The organism is Lachnospiraceae bacterium JLR.KK002 (assembly GCA_036941025.1).
In the GTDB taxonomy this organism is placed as follows: domain Bacteria; phylum Bacillota; class Clostridia; order Lachnospirales; family Lachnospiraceae; genus Petralouisia.
The window spans coordinates 861849-883736 of the sequence record JAYMNP010000001.1 but is presented as its reverse complement, the minus strand read 5'-3'; the positions used below and the strand labels follow the sequence as shown (position 1 = coordinate 883736).

Genomic DNA, 21888 nt, shown 5'->3' with positions numbered 1-21888 from the left:
TTCCGACCTGTCTCTGTCGTTCAGAGCCCTGACCCTGTATTACCTGTTTTTCTTTCTGAAATAATCATCAATTTCTTTCTTTATCTTCTCAGGCGGCAGGGTTTTCAGCAGATAGCCTGCCGGCTTCAGAGGGATTACTTTATGAACGCTTTCTTTGTCCACTTTGCCTGTTAAAAACATAACCGGTATATCTGCAAATTCTTCCTCGGAACGAATCATTTCCAGAACCTGGCTGCCGTCACAGACCGGCATTTCATAATCCAGAATAACCAGATCCGGCCTGCATAATGTAATACCTCTGATTGCTCCCAGTCCGGAATTACTCTCCGTAATCTCATAATCTTTCCCCAGAAGTTCCTGCAATGTCTTGCGCATAAAATCCGAATCATCCACCACCAGTATTTTTTTCTTTTTGCTCACCTGATTCTGATTCTCATGATTTTTATCCAGGTATTTTTTCACTTCCGTCATTGCATTTTCTGCTTTGAGGGCAGTTTCATTTTTCCCGGATACTTTATTCTGCTCCGTAATCAGATGAGGCGCAATGGCACAAAAGGCAAAATATCCTTCCCCTGTGTCAAACAGCAGACTAAACTGAGGTTTCCGGCCCTCAAATCTTTTCTGGAACTGCTCAAAACTCAGGAGATTTTCCTCTTTTACTTCATAATCATCGGCAGATATAAACTGTTCTCCGATGCGTCCCGCAAATTGCTGAGCCGTATATCTGGCAGCATTCACCATCATAACATTCAGTTCCTCGGACTGATCACCAAGCATACGCCCGATGGTATTCACGAGAAGTTTTTCCTCAAATACCAGAATGATTTCCCATTCTTCCTGCTGACTGGCCCCGTAAACTATACGGTAATAAATTCCTTTTCCAAATTTCTCTCCGCCGTAACACTCGCTGACCACCCGTGTCTTCAACTGGAACATATCTTCCAGAAGCTGAAGAATCATCTGCCCCATGACTGCCTGTTTTTCTTCCGGCAACAGATCTCCCCATCTGCTCACAACTTTTCCTGTAATGGCCCGGTCCTCTGTCAGAGTATGTCCGATAAGCCAGCCGGCGCAGACGCCGAGAAAATGATTTATAGCCTCCGGAGAATAATCTGACTGATTCAGTTCTTTCTCCAGAGCCGGAAGGGTCTTTTTCCGAAAATTGTCATGCACCCGTCTGTGTGTGTCAAATCCCGCATAACTGATGGAAGCCATATAAACTTCTTCTTCAGCAAAATGCTTCCTGGCATGTTCCTTAAAGTACTTGATTCCCTCCTGGCAGACCCACTTACTTTTCTCATCGTTCTTTTTGTCAGTGAGGAGTTTACTCAAAATACTGAACAGTTTCCGGTGTTCCCTGTCAATTACTTCTACTCCTATATTAAATCGATCCTGCCATACTAATTGATTCCCCATAAATGTCCTCCTTTTGTACAACAATATCTTATGGTCTTATTCTCAATGGAAACCATACATTTATATTATACAAAATGTTTGTTCCTCTGTCACTACCTTTTTGGAACAATTTTCCTACCTTTTTTCACATATAAGTTCCGTTTCAGCAGGGTTTGTTTCGTCTGTTCATTGTCCTGTCAGATTTTCCCGTACACTTCCTTCCACTCCATATCCACACTCTTTCCAATGCTGTGGTAGTATGCAAGGAACAGGAAGATTCCCGCCAGGCCAAGGAGCTTACGGATACTTCCTCCCTGTTTCGCCCAGGTTACGATTCGGTGGATCATCTCCTCTTTCTCCTGCTCTGTGATTCCGTTCTCCCCTTCAAAGTACAGCAGCAGGTAGCCAAAACCTGCGATCATGGCCAGAGTGGCGCAGATCTGCACATGGGTGCTGTCCCCTGTCTGCGGTTCCCCTCCCAGGGGCTTTCCGGTCTTTCCATGCCCTCCGGGATTCCCCGGATTTTGGTCTGCCGGTACTTCCTTCGGCACCTCCCGGCTTCCGCTGATGTTCAGGGTGACTTCCGCCGCGCTTTCATTCCCCGCATGGTCTTCCGCTTCCACACGGAGGATGTGCTTCCCTTCTCCCTTTATCTTTACCGTGAACTCACAGACTTCCGCAAAATCCCCGGTAAAGTCTTCTTCCGGAAGGCTGACGCTCTTCTTTTTATCCACCTGGTACCGGACGCCGAAAATCCCTGAAGTCACACGGTCTTCTTCACTGTCCCTGACTTCCACCTTCACTTCCAGGGGCTTCCCTCCCGCAGTCTCTTTCGTCCCGTCAAAGCGGATTTCCGGGGCATTGTCCTCCACAATCACCCCTCCCCCTTCTGCCGTTAATGTCTTCTGTGCTGACACGTTGCCTGCATAATCGGTACAGGTCAGGTATACCTTCCCTTTGAATTCTTCCTCAATGGCTATCCGGGCCTCATAGCTCCCGCTTTCCGCCTCTCCACGGATACTCCGGAGAACCGCGGCGGAGCTTCCGTATGCTGCCATGGTATCGGTCATGGTGTGGAGTTCTGTGAAGGCTGCCTGCCCGTCCTGCTCAGTTCCGTCTTCCGCCACCAGCAGGTATTCCGCCCTGGCAAGGCCGCTCCCCTCCTCTGTCACCGGCACGGTAACCACCATGCTTTCCTTCTGAATAAGCCAGTCCAGGAAGTCCCGGCTCCCTTTACTGAAGGAGGCCTTCCCCATCGCAGGAGCCAGCTCATCCGCCCATTTTGCATACAGGGTGGTTTTCAATGTTCCCGTATTTTGTTCCACAGGGCTTCCAAAGTCCCAGATTCCTCCGTCCAGTCCCTTATCGTCCATGTACCAGCCTTTGAAATTATAGCCTCTCCGCAGCGGGTCGCTCACCTGCCCCAGCAGGCCTCCGTAACGGATATGCTGTGTGTCCGGTGCTTTCCCGTAGCCTCCGTTCAGGCTGAAGTCCACTTCATAGATGAGCCTGTCATAGTACAGCTTTAACACCAGGCTTCCGTCTCTTTCCACGGTTCCCTTTGGCTTTCCGGAAGGATGGGACAGGTTCAGGGTAAATCCGGTATAGGTTTTCCGGGACGCTTCCGCTTCCGTTCCCACAGTCCCGGTCAGGAGCTCTGTGTCACTGTCCATCCTGGTGTATTCTTCACCGGTCAGGTTCTGGCAGTAGTATTCCACCCGGTAAGGGGCTGTCTCCGGGGCAGGGGCGTCAGGCCCGGAGGGTTCCGGCTCAGAGGGGCCAGATGGCTCAGATGGTTCCGGGGCTGCGGAATTCCGCCATACTGCGTAGAGCAGGGTATCCTCTTCCAGCTTCCGGGTGCTTCCCGGTTCGTATGAAGTTCCGGTTCCGTCCGCCTCTGTGTTCCATCCCACAAAGGTATGGCCTTCCCGGTGGATGGTTCCGGCTATGGTGAAGTCCGGATACTTCTGTGTGATTTCCTGATGGACACTGGCATAACAGGCCTTTTTCTCCGGAGCCGGCGCCTCCCCTCCCCCGTTGGAATCATAGGACAGGGTAATGTCTTTTTCGTAGATTCCATAGTATTCCGTCAGGGGCTCTGTCAGAGTAACCGTCCGTCCCGGCTGTATATCAGGGTCAGCTGTATACGCCCCTTTGCTTTTATTCCAGCCCAGGGCTGTCCAGCCTGCCATTTCCTTAATTTTCGGAACTGTAATGTCAGCTCCGGACACGGTATCTTCCACGGTATTCACTATGGTTTCCTTCTGGTTCGGGCCCCCGGAATAGAAGTCGGCATTGAACTGCTTCTGGCCCTTTGGAAGGAAAACGGCATACAGGGTGGTGTCTTTGGTAAAAGATTCCCGGCTTCCCGCTGTGTAACGGTTCCCGCTTCCGTCCGCCTTCGTGTTCCATTCCACAAAAGTATGGCCTTCCCGGTGGATGGCCGGGGCTATGGTAAAGTCCGGGTCCTGATACCCGATGGTTTCATGGACATTGGCATACCGCTTCTGTGTATCTTCCGGAGGCGTGCTGTCCCCTCCGTTCGCGTTGTAGGTGAGGGTAACGTCCGTTTCATAGATTCCGTAGTAACTGGTTTTATCCTTTTCCAGCGTAACGGTCTCCTTCGGTTTTACCGCTCCTTCATAGCCGGAAGGGTCTTCCTCCTCCCAGCCCAGGAATGTCCAGTCCGTTATGTTTTCCGGGGACGGAACTGTAACGGTTCCTTCTGTTGCGTCTTCATCCCTTATGTCGCTCTCTGATTTTATCCGGAGAGGATTCCCGGAATAGAAATCAGCGATAAAGGTTCTCTTCCCTTTTTCCTTGTAGACCGCGTACAGGGTGGTATCTTCCTGTATGGAAAATGAACTGCCTGTTTCATGCAGTGTTCCCCCTCCGGATTCCTGTTCACTCCAGCCCTGAAAGATGTAACCGGAAACTTCCGGCCCTTCTGCCAGAATAAAGTCTGCTTCTTTATATGTAATCTCATCTTTATGGACGTTGGCGTAGCAGGTTTCTTTTCCTTCTCCCGGCATGGTAACGTCTGCTGTAACTGCTTTGTCTGCGGAATCATAGGTGAGGGTAACTTCCTTCTGATAGATTCCGTAGAAATCTGTTTTCTCCTGCTCCAGTGTAACGGTGGTATTCGGTTTCACATCCCCGTTGTATAAAGAAGGACTTTCCCTCTCCCAGCCCACCGCTTCCCAGCCTTCCATGGCCTGAAGGGATGGGGCGGTAATATCCGTGCTGGCGGTAGGTTCTTCTTCTGTTTTTGAGACAGTCTCCAACTGGCGCAGGCTGCCGGAATAGAAGTCTGCGGTGAAGGTTTTCTTTGCTTTTTCCTCATAGACCGCGTACAGGGTATCATCCTCCTGTATGGAGTATTTCGTTCCCGCCTCATGCAACTCCCCGCTTCCGTCTCCCTGTTCACTCCAGCCTTTGAAGGTATAACCGGGAACCTCCGGCCCGGATGGGAGGGGAAAAACTGCGTCCTGATATGTAATGGCCTCATGAACGTTGGCATAGCGAAGGGCTTTCTCTGCCCCCGGCATGATTACCTCTGCTGTAACTATATCATCTGCGGAATCATAGGTGAGAGTCACTTCCTTCTGATAGACTCCGTAATACTTTTTCCCATCCTCCGTCAGGGTACATTCCCCGCCCACTGCAATGGTATCCGTGCTTTCATATGCTTCGGCATTTTCATTCCAGCCCAGGGGCGTCCAGTCGGGAAAATCCTGCAGGGCCGGGGCGGTAATGGTTACGCTCTCCACATCTTCTTCCACTTCCTGTTTCTCGTGACGGGGTTCGGAAGGGCCGGGGCCTCCGGAATAGAAGTCGGCGGAGAGGGTTTTCTTCTTGTACACCGGGTACAGATGGAGGTCTTTCGTCATCATCACCGTTTCACCGCCCTCGTAGATTTTGCCTGTCCCATCCTCGTTTTCACACCAGCCAAGGAACTTTTCCTGATTCGGAATGGGGTCTGCCAGGCCATCCACAGACTGTATGGTGGCAGAAGTTCCGGAACTGTACTTCGTATTATCTGTGACTTTTCCGTCCACGTCATGATAAAAAATCATAAATTTTTCTTCCGTATCATCTCTCATCAGGTAAATCAGATTTCTTTCTTCATCCAATTTCTTATACCATTCTTTACCATTAACATCAACAACAGATATTTTATCTCGTTCTTCCTCCGTCAAATGATAATCATCTGTACCCTCTGCGATCACATAACCCTTCTCTGCCTCCAGATAAACGGTCACTGGATAATTCAAAGTACCATTAACCAATACTTTCCGAGGCACTGAATTCTGAGAATCCAGATAAATACCATCCACGCCAGATTTTGTTTCATCCACGGAAAACTTTATATTATCAGATATTTTAAAATAAGTTTCATGTAATTGGCTTTTTTCGGAAGAAATAAAAATAGCACCACTTCCTGCATATTCCTCCCAACTACTTGAATTTCCCTGAAAAGTTCCTCCATCCAGACACGTTGTTGCTCCTTGATGAGAACCATAGGCATATCCACTATGGTAAATCGCCCCTCCTCTTCCAGACGTAGTATTTCCAATGAAATCTCCCCCTTTAATATACACTGTTGCCTCCCTATTATAAAGAAATCCTCCTCCATGAGTATATTTTCTTAATTCATTTAAATCTACAGCCTCATTATAACTGTAGCTTCCACCATTTATTGTCAGAATGCTCTCCAGATTACATTTTACTGCTCCTCCCTCACCTGCAGAGCATTTCTCAATTATACAGTCATTAAATTCGGCTTCTCCATAATTACTCAGATCAATTGCTCCACCTTCATCTGCTTTACAATCCTGGATTTTACAACCATTATCCAATATCAGAGTATTAACTGAGCCGGTATTTCTTCCCGAATAGTAAATTGCTCCTCCAATACGTGCAGAGCATTTCTCAATCACACAACCATTAAGTTTTAACGCTGCATCCTCAGAATAAATAGCCCCTCCGCCATCATACTTCGCCGAACAATTTTTAATCCTGCAATTTTCATTTAATGTCACTATACTGTCCTTGCCACAACAAAATGCCCCTCCACTACGTTCTGCGGAACAGTTTTCAATTATACAGTTTTCAAAATTTGCTACTGTTCCTTTTATATTTCCTCTTGCCCCTTCTAAATAAAGAAAACCTCCATTATTTTTTACTGAACACCCATTAATCACACATCCATTAAAATTTGCTGTAACATTTGCACTTAGCACAATCACTCCATCGCCAGCTGAACTATTACGTATGCAATTTTGAATTTCACAATTATCTTCTATTGTGAGTTTACTGTCTATTTCAACATCTATTATTGGGTAAGCAGAAGGTATTCCTCCACCATCTAACTTAATATTTTGCAGTATCAGGGTAGCAAATCTATATGTTTCAATTTTTGCAGCATTGCTTCCTCTTTTAATTGTTCCCCCACCCTGAATATAAACAGTTCCCCTGATTATCAACTTATTTTTAAATGTTAAAGTTACATTATCCTCAATCACCAGTTTTTCACCAGATAAAACCTTGCCATCCCATTCCGTATCCTCACTAATCACAATCGTATCAGAAGCAGCCCGCGCCCCATACTCTCTTTCTTCCGCTCCACTCACATATTCTTCCGTCAGTTCTTCCCCTGTCCCGGACTCCTCTTTCTTTCCTTCAGAAAACGTTTCCTGCCCTGCTCCATCCCCTTCTGAATTATCCCCGGATTTTACCGTCACCTGAACCTCCGGCAGCCCCACGCCTTCCGCCAGCACATACCCTTCCGGCAATACAGGCGCAAACACGTAAACCCCTTCCGTTTCGCTGTCATACGCAGGGGTTCCTGTCCAGGTAACATGTTCTATTACAACAGTTTTTTCTGAATTTGAGTTTGAGTTTGAATCTATATCTGTCTCCGGTATTGTCTCCGGATTCCCTTCCGGCACTTCCCCTGTACCTGGCTCTGTGTCAGGAGCCGGAGATTCCGGCTGTTCTTCCGGCCCGTTTTCTGCCGGAGTTTCCGGTTCTTCAGCTTCATTTTCTGCCGGAAATTCTGCTTCACTATTCTCATTGCCTGAAGAAGAATCTCGCATTTCTTCCGGAGGAACTGTCTCATCCATATCTTCCGGAACTTCCAGTGTTTCTTCCGGCCGACTTCCACTTTCCGGATCTGTCCCTTTCACATCCGGACTTTCCTCTGGCTGAACCGGAGTTTCCGGATTTACGTTGCTGTCCTGTCCCGCCGGAACACACACTGCTTCCAGGGTCTTCGGCAGGTTCAAATCCTCCAGGGGCGTTCCCGGTTCCACGGTCTGATATTTTACTTCATCCGGCAATTCGGAAAAGGACAGAATTTTCCTCTGAGGTTCTTCCGCCTGCACTTCGGAACCATACCCTTCCATGGGCAGAGACGCCAGCAGCAGACAGGCACAGAGCAGAACTGACAGCAGTTTCTGCAGGATGGGATGCCTTTTCTGAGATAATAATCTTTCCGAAAAATTCTCTTTGGCTGTTTTCATTTCATAACACACTCCTTGTTTTAAACATCACATTCCCTTGTGATGCGGGCACAGTGATTCCGTATTTTACCGTTGGATAAAAATATTAACTTAATTATAGCGAACCGGAATGAAAATTTCCACAATATTATGAGAATTATTTCTGTTTTATTGGCTGTTTTGCTGCATCCTTTTCCTTCAAAAAACCGGAAACCTGTTTCAGGCTTCCGGCTTTCTGTTTTACTTATATTATTCTTGTCCATAACGTACCCGAATGCATAACATCTCGTAGTATTATTTCAGGCAGAACATGGAAATTCGCTGCCTGTTATGTTTACAAATACATTCTGGCTGTTTCTTCTGGCAAATGAAACTTTTCCTGGATTTTATTCAAAATTATACTGTCTGCAATTTGTAAATCCTTTAATGCTGATACCATCGCTTTTATTCCTTCCTGCCTTCCCTCCTGCCTTCCTTCCTGCCTTCCCTTTTCAATACCTTTCTCCTCCACTCCCTTACTTAAATTGCACATAAGCGACACCTCACTTTCCAATGTCTGAGTCATTCTGATATGAAAATCTTTCTCCAATATCCGGCACTTATCCTCTGAATCTGTCTCTGTGGACAAAAGCACATGCAACAATTTTAATAAATCTGTACCTGAATCTTCCTCTTTCCCAAGGCAGATCATAACAACCGCCATCAAATCATAATCCGCTTTGCATTCCTTTACGCTGCCCACCAGGTTCTCTTCCGCAATATAATAACGGGTAATACTGTTCTCTCGGTTTTTGGGCGGATTCATGCAAATCCATATGCTGTATACCTTTTTGATATTCTCATAGTGAGAATTTGTAAATTCTGTTCCGTATTGCGCGGAAACCATCCGGCTGCAATAATAGACTCCCCTCTTTATCAGCGGATACCCCGGATAGAAGTCATTTTGCGCTTCAAGATTCATAATCAGACGAATTAATTCCCCGGATACAGGGGCTGTTGCAAAAAACCGGATATCATAGGTAACGGTTCCTTCTGTCAGAGAAGTATCTTCATTTCCAGCTCCATGTATCATAGAAACATGATTGGATTCATCCGGGGCAACTGCCACTTCTCCTACCTGTGGTGTATCTTCAATATATTTCTCTGCAATCTCATTCACATCACAATCACGATATTCTTCCAGGCAGTTCTTCATAATCCATGCTAAAATAATTTTTTCCGAAAGCAGCCGCTTACAGGCCGCATCATAACCGGCTTTCTCATCAGACACACGGATATTCTTCGCTATGGTAGTGTCCATATTCATGACCTCACCCCTCCTGCTTATATTTTATCATAATCTTTTCTGGCAGACTACCCATATTTTCTTTAAAACCCCATAGGTAGGCCATACGCCTCCCACGGGGTTCAAAATACAATTTTTATTCTCTCCATTTACCTGAGTTTCCATCATCAGACACACTTTTACTTTCCGTATGGCTCAAAGATTTTTCTCAGAATTTCTGTCATCTCATCCACATGCACTTTTTCAATCACAAGGGGCGGCACAAACCGCAGCACATTATTTCCTGCGGTAATCAGAATCAAACCCTGCTCCAGAGCTTTTTTGCTGATTTCTCCTGCCGGCACTTCCGGCCCTAACTCCAGCCCCTGCATCAGGCCCAGGCCACGCCTTGCCTTCACAAATCCGTAATCCTGTTTCAGTTCTTCCAGCTGTTCTTCCAGATAGACGGAAATCTCCTGCACATGGCCGGTAATATTCTGCTCTTTAAAAATATCCAGCACCTTGCTGACTGCCGCGCCCACAAAGGGATTTCCCCCATAGGTGGTACCATGGTCTCCCGGTTTCAGGGAAGACCGGGCCACTTTTTCTGTCATCAGAAAGGCTCCCACCGGAACGCCGCAGCCCAGCGCCTTGGCGCAGGTCATGATGTCCGGCTTTACGCCATACGTCTGCCAGGCAAACATCTGGCCGCTTCTTCCCATACCGCACTGGATTTCATCCAGAATCAGCAGAATATCATGGATTTCACAGAGCTGCTTAACCCCCGTCAGAAACTCCTGCTCAGCAGGATAAATACCGCCTTCTCCCTGTACTGTTTCCATAATAATGGCGCAGGTTTTCTCACTGATAAGAGCTTCCAGGCTGTCCAGATTATTATATTCCGCAAATTTTACAATGCCGGGCAGCGGTTCAAAAGGTTCCCGGTAATGGGCATTTCCCGTTACGGACAATGCCCCAAGGCTTCTTCCGTGAAAAGAATGTTCCATGGCAATAATTTCATGGTCCGTAGTCCCGTCTTTTTCGTAAGCATATTTTTTGGCCGCCTTAATGGCCCCTTCGATTGCCTCAGTTCCGCTGTTGGTAAAAAATACCCGCTCCATGCCGGAAACCTCGCAGAGTTTTTTTGCTGCTTCTATGGTGGGCTGATTATAATACAGATTTGAGGTGTGAAGCAGCCGGTCAATCTGCATTTTCAGAGCGTCATTGTACTCTTTGTTCCCATATCCCAGGGCCTGCACTGCAATTCCTGCCGCAAAATCCAGATACTTTTTTCCTTCCGTATCATAGAGGTAAACGCCTTCTCCCCGTTCCAGTATAATCTGATAGCGGTTATAAGTATGTAAAATTGCATGCTCCGCCTGGTCTATCCATGCATTTGCTTCCATTGTTTTCTCCTTTTCCATATACTCTGGTAATTGCAAAACAAGCCAGTTATCAAAATTTCATGTACAATTACCAACGTTTTATAAATTACTTTTTACTGTAAAACCGTTCTTCACTGTCTCCCAGAATAGCTGTTCCAATTCCCCGGTTGGTAAAAATTTCCAACAGCAGGCAATGAGGAATCCGGCCGTCCAGAATATGCACTCTCGACACTCCGTTTTCAATGGCGTCAATACAGTTATTCAGCTTGGGCAGCATTCCTCCGCCAATATACCCGTCTCCAATCAGCTCCTGGGCCTCGGAAACAGACAGTTCGGAAATCAGAGTGGATTTGTCTTCGGGGTCTTTGTATACTCCTTCAATATCCGTTAAAAATGCCAGTTTTTCCGCATTTACTGCTCTTGCAATAGCGCAGGCCGCGTCGTCCGCATTGATATTGTAGGTGTCAAATGCATCTCCCAGGCCGATGGGGCACACAATGGGAAGGAAGTCCTTTTCCAGCAAATCAAACAGTACTTTGGGATTTACCTCTTTCACGTCTCCCACAAAGCCGATATCCTGCCCCTGGGAATACTTTTTATCCACCTTCAGAAGCCCGCCGTCTTTACCGCTGATGCCAATGGCGTTGACACCCAGCTCCTGCACCATCTGCACCAGTGACTTATTGACCTTTCCCAGCACCATTTCCGCAATTTCCATAGTGGCCGCATCGGTTTTCCGCAGACCGTTTACAAATTCCGGCTCCATACCGGATTTTTCCACCCACTTGCTGATTTCCTTTCCGCCTCCATGGACAATAATAGGTTTAAATCCCACCAGCTTCAATAAGGTCACATCCTGGATTACGCTCTTTTTCAATTCCTCATCTACCATGGCGCTGCCGCCATATTTTACCACAATAATTTTGCGGTTAAACCGCTGGATATATGGCAGAGCTTCAATCAATACTTCTGCCTTCTGCAGGATTTCCTGCATATTTTTATCTTCCATAATCTTTTCCTCTTTTCCTTTTCATGCTAAAAAAATTACCGGACTGTTCCCGTCTGTTCCGCTGCTTTCTCATAACACTTGCGGACGTCCTCTGCCAGGCTTTTCCAGGAATCATACTCCAGTTCCTCCATCAGACTGCCCCAATCCTCTTTCGCCTCCAGAGGCACATGCCGGCGGCCCAGTTCCCGGCCCAGCCAGCGGGCGTAATCGTATACATCTTCCGGAAATTTCTGTTCAAACCCATGGCTGAAATATTCCACACACCATAAAATTCCACCATTAAAAGAATATTTTCTGCCATTTTTCATATGAAATTCAAATATCAGACTACCCTGAAAATCTGCCTTCAATATCAGACCTTCCACATCCTGCCAGGCATATTCTTTCTTGTAGAAGAAACAGCGATATTCCACTCCCTCCAGGGTAAAACGCTGAAACCAGCACATGCTCCCAATGATTCCTGTTATGGTAAGGACAACTGCCAGAATCCCTGCCAGCCACTTCTTTTTCCCGGTAAATCCGGCTTTCAGGCCATCGCCCCTGTCATCCTCAAAATAACCTTTCAGGCCATCCCGGCTGAACAGCCAGAGAAGCGCTGCAAACAGAACCAGCGCCCACAGGATGGGAAGCCCTGTACCGGTAATCAGGTAAATACTGTCCGTACCGTAATACTGCTGATATCCCGTCTCAATCAGCGGCAGTATAACAAAAAAGATAACCAGAATACCTGCTGCCGCCGCCAGTGTACGAAATATCCCTCTTATTACTTTCATATTCCGTCCTTTCTCCTTGCCGGGGATGATACTCTGCACTGGTTTTCACATATTTTTCTGTCAGGAGCGGCAGTCTGCACTGATTTTCACATATTTTCTGTCAGGAGCGGTAATCCGCATTGATTTTCACATAATCGTAAGTCAGATCGCAGCCCCAGGCGCAGGCTTCTGCTTCTCCCATCTTCATATCAACCAGAACGGTTACTTCTTCCTCAGACAGAATTTTTGTAGCTTCTTCCTCACTGTAATCCGCCGCCACGCCATTTTGGTAAATCCGGATTCTGCCGGATTTGCTCTCAAAAAACAGTTCTATGGCTTCCGGATCAAATTTTACCCCGGAGTATCCCAGGGCGCACAGGATTCTGCCCCAGTTGGCGTCATGGCCATAGATAGCTGCTTTGGTCAGAGAAGAACAGATCACAGATTTTGCCAGGGTCTTCGCATGTTCCTTCGTATCTGCATGGATGACTCTGGTTTCAAACAGAGCGGTTGCCCCCTCTCCGTCCCCTGCCATTTTTTTAGCCAGGGTGGTATTGACATAATGCAACGCCTCGGTAAATTTCCGGTAATTTTCATCTTTTTCAGTAATTTCAGGATTTCCTGCCATACCGTTGGCAAGGAGCAGCACTGTATCGTTGGTGGATGTATCTCCGTCCACGGAAACCATGTTATAGGTATCCTGCACATCTTCTTTCAGGGCTTCCTGCAGCAGTTCCCCTGAAATGGCCAAATCCGTGGTCACAAAGCTCAGCATGGTGCACATATTGGGATGAATCATGCCGGAGCCTTTGCACATGCCGCCTATGGTTACGGTTTTCCCCTCCACCTGGAAGGTGACCGCCGCTTCTTTTGATTTCGTATCGGTAGTCATAATGGCACACGCCGCCTGACGGCCCTTTTCCGGAGAATGTTCCAGTTCCGGTGTCATTGCTTTTACTCCGGCTGAGAGTTTATCCATGGGAAGCTGCATACCAATCACTCCGGTGGAAGCTACCAGCACCTGTCCGGAAGGTATCTGCAACGCCTGTTCCAGGGCTTCTGCTGTTTTCCGGCAGCATTCCATGCCTTCCACCCCGGTACATGCATTGGCAATTCCCGCGTTGACTACTACCGCTCTCACAGGTCTGCCTTCTTCCACAACGTTTCTGTCCCATTTTACCGGCGCCGCCTGCACCACATTTGTGGTAAAGGTTCCCGCTGCCACCGCGTCGGTTTCACTGACAATCATGGCCATATCCATTCTGTCCTGATACCTGATTCCGGCCGCTGTGGCTGCCGCCTGAAATCCCTTTGCTGCGGTTACCCCGCCTGTGATTATTTCCATAGTTTTTCCTCCCTGCCCTGAATATTCCGGCAAGCTGCCGTTCAGGATTCTTATTGAAATATGGTAATATTTTCGTCATTCAGTACAAAATCATAATAGTTCAAATCCTCCCGGAAAGTCCAGCCCACACGTTTCCAGAAGGAATTTCCCACTTCATTTTTCTTAAATGCAATCAGACATACCTTATTAATCTGTTCTTCCTGCAATGCTTTCATGGCCTGTACCGCCATGGATGTTCCAATGCCCTGCTTCCGGCAGTCTTCCCGGACGCATACATGATAGAAGCATCCCCTCCTGCCGTCGTGGCCGCAGAGAATCGCTCCCACAATTTCTCCCCCTGTCTCCGCCACCATACTGGTGGAAGGATTACGGCGGATAAACCGCGTCACCCCTTCTTCGGAATCATCCATGCTGCGGATTCCGAATCCCCGGATGGTCTTCCATAATTTATATACCTTTTGGTAATCTTCTTCTGTCATGGGCCGAATAATAATTTCCTGATTATTTCTTTCCATTCTGCATCTTCCTTACGGGAACATGGGTACCAGTTCAAGTCCCTGCTGTTCCGGAAATCCAAACATCAGATTCATATTCTGCACAGCCTGTCCCGCCGCGCCTTTCACCAGATTGTCGATGGCTCCCATCATAACAATCCTTCCGGTTCGCTCATCAATCTGAAAGCCAACATCCACAAAATTGCTTCCTTCCACCCATTTGGTTTCCGGACACATTCCCTGTTCCAGCACCCGGACAAAATATTCATTCTTATAATATCTGTCATAAACTTCTTTTATCTGTTCATATCCAGGCAAAGCCAACTTTCCGTCTTTCTGTCTGACTTTTTTCAGGGAAGCGTATTCCGTTGCCAGAATTCCCCGGTTCATGGGCACCAGATGGGGGGTAAAACTGATGGTAACCTGGCTTCCCGCTCCGTAGCCAAGCTGCTCCTCAATCTCCGGCGTATGGCGGTGGGTGGACACTCCGTATGCTTTGATATTTTCATTTACCTCACAGAACAGGTTGGGCAGCTTCGCACCGCGCCCGGCTCCGGAAGTTCCCGATTTGGCGTCCACAATCAGGGTGTTCGGATCAATCAGTCCTTCCTTTACCAGCGGCCATGCGGTCAGAATGGAGCAGGTGGTATAACAGCCGGGATTGGCCACCAGCCTTGCCTGTTTTACCTTCTCCCGGTTGATTTCACACAGGCCGTACACTGCTTCCTTAAGGAACTGAGGGCTTTTATGCTGTATTTTATACCAGGCTTCGTAGACTGCCACATCTTTCAGACGGTAATCTGCGCTTAAATCCACCACTTTTGTGTTCTCAAGGATTTCTTCTGTCAGGACTCCCGCCAGAAATCCCTGAGGAGTAGCTGTAAAAATCACGTCCACCTGTTTCGCCAGAGCCTCTATATTGTCATCCAGACAGGTATCTTCCACAAGCTGAAACATATTTCCGTATACGCTGGCATATTTCTCATCTATGTAGCTTCTGGAGCCGTACCATTTGATTTCCACCTCTCTGTGGCCAAGGAGAAGCCGCACCAGTTCGGCCCCGGCATATCCTGTGGCTCCGATAATTCCTGCTTTTATCATTGATTTATTCCTCTCTTTCACTGCAAACTTGTATTCTTTATGACGGAAAGTCTGTTTTCGCCGCCAACTTCCGCCCCTGTAATGGAAATGTCAGTTTTCATAATAATATATCTTTTGGAATTCGTAAAGCCTTTTTTTCTTATTTTTGCATAATTATACATTTGTTTTATATTTTATGCAATACTTTTTTTGAATTGTAACTGTCTTTTCTTTATAAAATAACCATATGGCGGGTTTTGAAACATGATTGCATTTTTATAATTTAATAATGCATATTTTTTCACTTGATATTTTGTCCCTGTTAGTATATAATGTCCGGGAAAGCAATTTTATACAATGGAGGACAGGTAATGAAAGAAAAAGTGATTTTAGCTTATTCCGGTGGTCTGGACACCACCGCCATCATTCCATGGTTAAAGGAAAATTATGATTATGAAGTAATCTGCTGCTGCATCGACTGCGGACAGGAAGAAGAACTGGACGGACTGGAAGAACGGGCAAAATTATCCGGCGCTTCCAGATTGTACATTGAAGACATCACAGATGAGTTCGCAGAAGAATACATTATTCCCTGCGTACAGGCAGGTGCAGTTTATGAGAACAAATATCTGCTGGGTACTTCCATGGCGCGCCCAGGTATCGCAAAGCGTCTGGTGGAAATTGCCAGAAAAGAAGGGGCTACCGCTATCTGCCACGGGGCTACCGGAAAAGGAAACGACCAGATTCGTTTCGAACTGGGTATCAAAGCACTGGCTCCCGATTTGAAAATCATTGCCGCATGGAGAAGCGACAAATGGGATATGCAGTCCCGTGAAGAGGAAATCGCATACTGCAAATCTCACGGCATTGACCTGCCTTTCTCCGCTGACAGCAGCTACAGCAGGGACCGGAACCTGTGGCATATCAGCCATGAGGGACTGGAACTGGAAGACCCTGCCTGCGAACCGAATTATGACCATCTTCTGGTTCTTGGGGTATCTCCGGAGCAGGCTCCTGACGAAGGCGAATACGTTACCATGACTTTTGAAGCCGGCGTCCCCAAAACCATCAACGGAACAGAAATGAAAGTGGCTGACATTATCCGTGAACTGAACCGTCTGGGCGGAAAACATGGAATTGGCATTATTGACATTGTGGAAAACCGCGTGGTGGGCATGAAATCCCGCGGCGTTTATGAAACACCCGGCGGAACCATTCTGATGGAAGCACAGCAGCAGTTAGAAGAACTGGTACTGGATCGCGCTACCATGGAAGTGAAAAAAGACATGGGCAACCGGATGGCTCAGATTGTATACGAAGGAAAATGGTTCACCCCGCTGCGGGAAGCAGTACAGGCTTTTGTTACCTCCACCCAGAAATATGTAACAGGTGAAGTGAAGTTCAAACTTTACAAAGGAAATATTATCAAAGCCGGAACCACTTCTCCCTACTCTCTGTACAGTGAGTCTCTGGCCAGCTTTACCACAGGGGATTTGTATGACCATCATGATGCGGAAGGATTTATCACATTATTCGGTCTGCCCCTGAAGGTCCGTGCCATGAAAATGGCGGAACTGGAGAAATAAAAAAATGCGCCTGGGCCGGAGCGCTTTGGAAATTCGTGCTATTCAAAAATCCCCTTTTCCCGGTCACACGGGAAAGAGGGGATTTTCTCAACCTGTATTACTTTCAGTAAAAATGTTTCACGCCCCTGGTTGTATCTTCCGTATACACCATGGTGCAGCTCTTTATTTCCCCTGCCTCATTGTACAGAAAGGCGATGGCAAGGTGGGGTTCTTCCGGTACTACAAAATTATTTGCCTCAAGTTCTTCGTCAGAAATGGTCACATATTTTCCGCTCTGCAGTTCGTATTTCCCGGTTACTTCCGTTCCGTCTTCCAGCGTATCCTTAATCTCATAAGTGCCGTAAAACAAGCCGTTTTCCACATCAAAATCCTGGTCCGTATCTACCGTATCTCCCAGTGCTATCACCTGATGGCCCTTTCCGTTGGGAGCATCCTGGCTCCACTGGCCATTGTAGACTTCCTTATAGAGGCTTCCGTCTTCCGTCCGGCTGCTGGCATAATACCAGATACCATTTCCTTCCCGTTTGCCTTCCTGGTAGTCTCCGTAATACCACTGGTCGCAGTCACAGTCGTCAAAGGTATAGAATCCGATTCCGGTGCCGCTGGCGCCGCCTTCCGGCAGATAAATATAACTCCCGGTCTCTTTTGCCATTTTCACAAGGGCCTGTCCCGCCGCGCTCTCCTGCAGGGCGTCCAGTGCCGCAGCGTCGTCCGCCTCAATGGCTGCTCTGGCAGCTTCCATGGTCTCATTATAGCCTTTCATCTCTTCTGCCTTTTTGTTGAGCTCCTCTGCATCCTTCTGTAATTCTTCATCCTCCGGAGTCTGCTCCAGAGCTTTTTCCATTGCTTCCTGGGCTTTCGTGTACTGATTCCCCTCCAGCCAGGTTTCTGCCTCTGATTTGTACTTTTCCGCAGCCTGTTTCTGCTCTTCTGTAGGACCACCACAGCCTGTCAGACAAAAAACTGTCAGTACTGCCGCCATCATTCCCGCTGCTGTAAATTTTGTGTGTCTCCTCATATTCCGCCTCCGCTTATTTCTGAGTGCTGCATTGTGATGTTCTTCCAGATTTTCAGTTTTAATACTTCAGTTTTGATGTTTCAGTTTTAATATTCCAGCTTTAATGTTTCAGTTTTGCAACAATATCCTCCTTGAGCTCCAGAGCCATATCTTTCAGACGTCTGCTCGCATTGGAGGAGGTCAGGACTCTTGCCAGACACCTGGACGCCATCTCATATTTTTCAAAATGGTAGGACATGTATGCCAGGAGATAGTCCATGGTATTCTCATCCATTCCGCAAATCGGATACATTTCCTCTGAGATTGCCTTGCTGAATCCTTCATATGCCTGCTGATAGAATACTTCCTCTTCTTCCTGGCATTCTTTCTTCGCTTCCTTCTCCTCCGGTATATCCTCGGAAAGGGTATCTGCCTTCCCCCTCAGAATCCATGCCAGTTTCAGGCAGGTATAGGCTTTCTCGCTCTCTTTTCCCTTTTTCACCGCAGTATTCAAAAGAGCCAGCTTATAACGGGCAATTGCCATGTCATAAGTATAAAAATCCTGTTCCGGTTCCTCCATGGGGGTAAAGTTTTCAGAAATCTGTTCCCGAATCATTTTTGCCCGTGCGGGAACAATTCTGTCAAAATCACGGGACAGAGCTGAATATCCGCAGTGAGGACAGGAAATAACGTCATATTTCAGGGTATCTATATACTGAAACCGCGGTCGTAAATCCTGGTCAGGCTGCAGCCTTCTGGCCTTCCCGCTTTTTACAGCCTTTGTCTTGAAATCCTTGTCACACACCTTGCAGTGTATGGTTTTCGGCAGCAGAAAATCCTTCTCCGGCGGAATCTCCTTGTTCACCGTCTCCTTTTTCTGCTCCTCCTTATGGATTTCTTCTTTTTTTGCACTCTCAAGAATTTCTTTGGAATCCTCTGGTTTCAAACCGAATTTTTCCAGCCCTGAAAACAAATTCATAATATTTCTCCTCCTGTATGCCGCTACTTCTGTACCGGCAGCTTATAAGAACTTTTTAATGATACAATTCGGTTAAACACCAGTGCATCCGGCCGGGAATCTTTTGCATCCGTGCAGAAAAATCCCTGTCGTACAAACTGATAGCTGTCATATGGTTTTGTCTCCGCCAGTGCAGGCTCCACATAACACTCTTTCAAAACAGTCAGTGAGTCCGGATTCAGATTCAGGCTTCCGTCTTCCTTATTGTAAACGCCCTTTTCCTCATCCACCAGATTTTCGTATAACCGTATTTCACATGTTTTTGCAAAAGGCACCGGAACCCAGTGAATGGTTCCCTTTACCTTGCGCCCGGCAAAACCGCTCCCCGCTTTCGTCTCCGGGTCATAGGTACAGTGTACCTCTGTTACATTTCCATTTTCATCCTTTACGAAACTTTCGCACTTTACAAAATACGCGTGCATCAGCCGTACTTCATTTCCCGGAAACAGCCGGAAATATTTTTTCGGCGGCTCCTCCATGAAATCCTCCCGCTCAATATACAGCTCCCGGCAAAACGGAATCTGCCGTGTTCCCAGTTCCTCATTTTCCAGATTGTTAGCCGCATCCAGATATTCCACCTGTCCCTCCGGATAATTGTCAATCACCAGTCTGATGGGATGTAACACCGCCATCATACGGGGACGTTTCAGCTTCAAATCCTCCCGGATACAGTATTCCAGCATAGCGTAATCCACGGAACTGTTTGCCTTGGACACTCCGCACAGCTCCACAAATTTCTGAATGGATTCCGGCGTAAATCCCCTCCGGCGCAGTGCGGCAATGGATACCAGTCTCGGATCGTCCCAGCCATCCACAATCTTATCTTCCACCAGCTTCTTGATATAACGTTTCCCTGTTACCACATTGGTCAGATACAGCTTGGCAAATTCAATCTGCCTTGGGGGATTCTCATACTCCAGTTCCCGCACCACCCAGTCATACAGAGGCCTGTGATCCTCAAACTCCAGGGTACAGATGGAATGGGTAATCCCTTCAATGGCGTCTTCAATAGGATGGGCAAAATCATACATGGGATAAATGCACCATTTGTCTCCGGTATTGTGATGGGTCATATGGGCCACCCGGTAGAGAATGGGATCCCGCATATTGATATTTGGGGAAGCCATATCAATTCTTGCCCGAAGAACCAGTGCTCCATCTTCGTATTTCCCATTCTTCATATCCTCAAACAGCTGAAGATTTTCCTCTATGCTTCTGCCTGCGTTGGGGTCTTCCCTGCCTGGCTCTGTCAGCGTTCCCCGGTACTCACGCATCTGCTCCGGAGTCAGATCCGACACATAGGCTTTGCCCTTTTTAATCAGCTTCACAGCTCCTTCATACATCTGTTCAAAATAGTCGGAAGCAAAAAACAGGTTGTCTTCCCAGTCTGCTCCCAGCCACTGGATATCCTCTTTGATAGACTCCACAAATTCTGTTTTTTCTTTGGTGGGGTTCGTATCGTCAAAGCGCATGTGAAATTTGCCGTGGTATTTCTGTGCCAGACCATAATTCAGCAAAATGGATTTGGCATGTCCTATATGGAGATAACCATTCGGTTCTGGTGGAAAACGCGTCCTTACCGTCTCATAATTTCCTTCCTTTAAATCCTCTTCAATTTCCTGTTCAATAAAATTTCTGGAAACGATTTCATTTTCCATCTGTATTCCTCCTGTGTTTCATGTTATGTAACGAACCCGTCAGCTACGTCTGATATGCTGATGGGTAAACAGGTGATCCTGGCAGTATTCGTAGTTCCCGTCGCATTTGGAGCAGAACCGGAATTCCAGATCCGCCCCGTCCCGCTCTGTCCTGCCGCAGATAGCGCATTTGTGCCTGGTAATATTTTCTGCCTGCCGCATCTGTTGCCGGTAGACCTGTTTTCGATGCATTTCTTTTGGCGACACCCGCTTATAATTCCTTGTACTGAAAAAGAAAATCAGGAAATTCAGCAGGGAAGCAAGAATAGCCGTCCGGCCTGCCGCATTGGATGATATAAACATAAATGCCATCCAGACCGCGTCTACAATCCCCATCCATTTTGCCTTAATGGGAATAATAAAATACAGCCGGAATTCCACATTGGGATAAATTACCGCAAAAGCCATAAACAGAGACATGGTAATATATTCCGTACTGAAATAATATCCGATACCTGATACAGCCATTCCTTTTACAAAATAATAAAATCCAAATAATACAAACGAGCCCAGAATGGAGCACAGCATACCGCCGATTAAATACACATTGTAACGAAAGGTCCCTATGGCCTGCTCAATGGAAATCCCGATAAAATAGTAACAGGACAGAAAGAAGATTAAAAACAGAATATGCACCGGAGGCGGAACCAGCAGCCAGGAAACAATGCGCCATATCTGTCCCCGCAGAATCATGGCAGGTTCCAGAATCAGCATTTTCTGAACCTCCGGCATTGTGTATTGAATGATAAATCCCAGTATCCAGGCTCCAATCAACCAGAAAGTCAAATTAGGAATTGCATACTTTCCAAATTTCCGTTCCATTTTATTCAGAAAATCCATAATATCCTCCTCTGCAAATACATGGTATTCAAGTATTCATTATAGATTTTCCTTCCCGGTTTGTCAACGAAAGGGGCCATAGTTTCATAAAAAGTTTATACTTCTTCCATATATTCCGGAACTTCCGTCTGTTCCGGCTCCATTTCCTCCATGGATTGCGGATATTGTGCTGTTTCCCTGTATTCCGCTTCCGGATACATCCCGGCAGGTTCCGTTTCTTCCGGCGCCATGGGCATTCCTCTGTCCTTCATCAGTTCTCCCTGTATTCTGTCTTCCGGAATCCTGGGCTGAATGCTGATGGGAATACAGAGTTCATCTCCAATCTGCAGATTGTATACATTTACAAAGGGATTTGCAAACATTAACTGGCCGACGCTCACATGATACCGTTTTCCCAGCCGGTACAGGGTATCTCCTTTTTCAATTACATGTACCATTCCCCGACAGGGGCCTTCGTTATAAATTGGTCCAATTGGAATGGGAATAATTTTTGCCATATATTTATTTCCTCCATTTTGGTTCA

The 21888-nt window shown here is 46.9% G+C and carries 15 protein-coding genes; 1 reads left to right on the top strand and 14 read right to left on the bottom strand.

Translation table 11 applies throughout. From position 1 onward, the window contains the following. Positions 1–39: 39 nt before the first annotated feature. The 9 genes from VSQ32_04185 to argC all read right to left on the bottom strand — a co-directional run bounded on the left by VSQ32_04185 (position 40) and on the right by argC (position 15248). The gene (locus tag VSQ32_04185; GenBank protein ID MEH2942075.1) at positions 40–1416 is read right to left on the bottom strand and encodes a hemerythrin domain-containing protein; all 1377 of its coding nucleotides are present in this window, start codon (positions 1414–1416) and stop codon (positions 40–42) included. Between the two features lie 176 nt (positions 1417–1592). Continuing rightward, positions 1593–7919 (bottom strand): InlB B-repeat-containing protein, encoded by a 6327-nt coding sequence (locus tag VSQ32_04180; GenBank protein MEH2942074.1) that lies wholly within the window; start codon positions 7917–7919, stop codon positions 1593–1595. Positions 7920–8232: 313 nt separating this feature from the next. After that, positions 8233–9204: a hypothetical protein gene (locus VSQ32_04175; GenBank protein MEH2942073.1), complete on the bottom strand. Its 972-nt coding sequence runs from the start codon at positions 9202–9204 to the stop codon at positions 8233–8235. 158 nt (positions 9205–9362) lie between these two features. Beyond that, a complete protein-coding gene (locus VSQ32_04170) occupies positions 9363–10568 on the bottom strand; it encodes an aspartate aminotransferase family protein (GenBank protein ID MEH2942072.1) in 1206 nt (401 codons plus the stop codon). An 85-nt stretch (positions 10569–10653) separates the two neighbouring features. Next, positions 10654–11556 carry an acetylglutamate kinase gene (gene argB / locus VSQ32_04165; GenBank protein ID MEH2942071.1) on the bottom strand — a complete coding sequence of 301 codons (903 nt, stop codon included), beginning with the start codon at positions 11554–11556 and terminating at the stop codon, positions 10654–10656. Between the two features lie 35 nt (positions 11557–11591). Further along, positions 11592–12329: a hypothetical protein gene (locus VSQ32_04160; protein ID MEH2942070.1), complete on the bottom strand. Its 738-nt coding sequence runs from the start codon at positions 12327–12329 to the stop codon at positions 11592–11594. Between the two features lie 100 nt (positions 12330–12429). Next, positions 12430–13653 carry a bifunctional glutamate N-acetyltransferase/amino-acid acetyltransferase ArgJ gene (gene argJ / locus VSQ32_04155; GenBank protein MEH2942069.1) on the bottom strand — a complete coding sequence of 408 codons (1224 nt, stop codon included), beginning with the start codon at positions 13651–13653 and terminating at the stop codon, positions 12430–12432. Between the two features lie 50 nt (positions 13654–13703). After that, positions 13704–14168, bottom strand: coding sequence for a GNAT family N-acetyltransferase (locus VSQ32_04150; GenBank protein MEH2942068.1), 465 nt, complete (start codon positions 14166–14168; stop codon positions 13704–13706). A 12-nt stretch (positions 14169–14180) separates the two neighbouring features. Beyond that, entirely contained in the window at positions 14181–15248 is a 1068-nt protein-coding gene (gene argC, locus VSQ32_04145; GenBank protein ID MEH2942067.1) for an N-acetyl-gamma-glutamyl-phosphate reductase, read from the bottom strand. A gap of 350 nt (positions 15249–15598) precedes the next feature. On the opposite strand from argC, the gene VSQ32_04140 reads away from it, so the two are divergent. Beyond that, a complete protein-coding gene (locus VSQ32_04140; protein MEH2942066.1) occupies positions 15599–16813 on the top strand; it encodes an argininosuccinate synthase in 1215 nt (404 codons plus the stop codon). Between the two features lie 103 nt (positions 16814–16916). Here the strand turns inward: VSQ32_04140 and VSQ32_04135 are convergent, their stop codons facing one another. The 5 genes from VSQ32_04135 to VSQ32_04115 all read right to left on the bottom strand — a co-directional run bounded on the left by VSQ32_04135 (position 16917) and on the right by VSQ32_04115 (position 21862). Continuing rightward, the gene (locus VSQ32_04135) at positions 16917–17831 is read right to left on the bottom strand and encodes a hypothetical protein (protein ID MEH2942065.1); all 915 of its coding nucleotides are present in this window, start codon (positions 17829–17831) and stop codon (positions 16917–16919) included. Between the two features lie 100 nt (positions 17832–17931). Then, positions 17932–18789: a DUF2225 domain-containing protein gene (locus VSQ32_04130; GenBank protein MEH2942064.1), complete on the bottom strand. Its 858-nt coding sequence runs from the start codon at positions 18787–18789 to the stop codon at positions 17932–17934. 23 nt (positions 18790–18812) lie between these two features. Next, positions 18813–20486 carry a glutamine--tRNA ligase/YqeY domain fusion protein gene (locus VSQ32_04125; GenBank protein ID MEH2942063.1) on the bottom strand — a complete coding sequence of 558 codons (1674 nt, stop codon included), beginning with the start codon at positions 20484–20486 and terminating at the stop codon, positions 18813–18815. 39 nt (positions 20487–20525) lie between these two features. Beyond that, the gene (locus tag VSQ32_04120; protein MEH2942062.1) at positions 20526–21365 is read right to left on the bottom strand and encodes a hypothetical protein; all 840 of its coding nucleotides are present in this window, start codon (positions 21363–21365) and stop codon (positions 20526–20528) included. A gap of 95 nt (positions 21366–21460) precedes the next feature. Beyond that, positions 21461–21862 (bottom strand): LysM domain-containing protein, encoded by a 402-nt coding sequence (locus tag VSQ32_04115; GenBank protein ID MEH2942061.1) that lies wholly within the window; start codon positions 21860–21862, stop codon positions 21461–21463. Between the last annotated feature and the right edge of the window lie 26 nt (positions 21863–21888).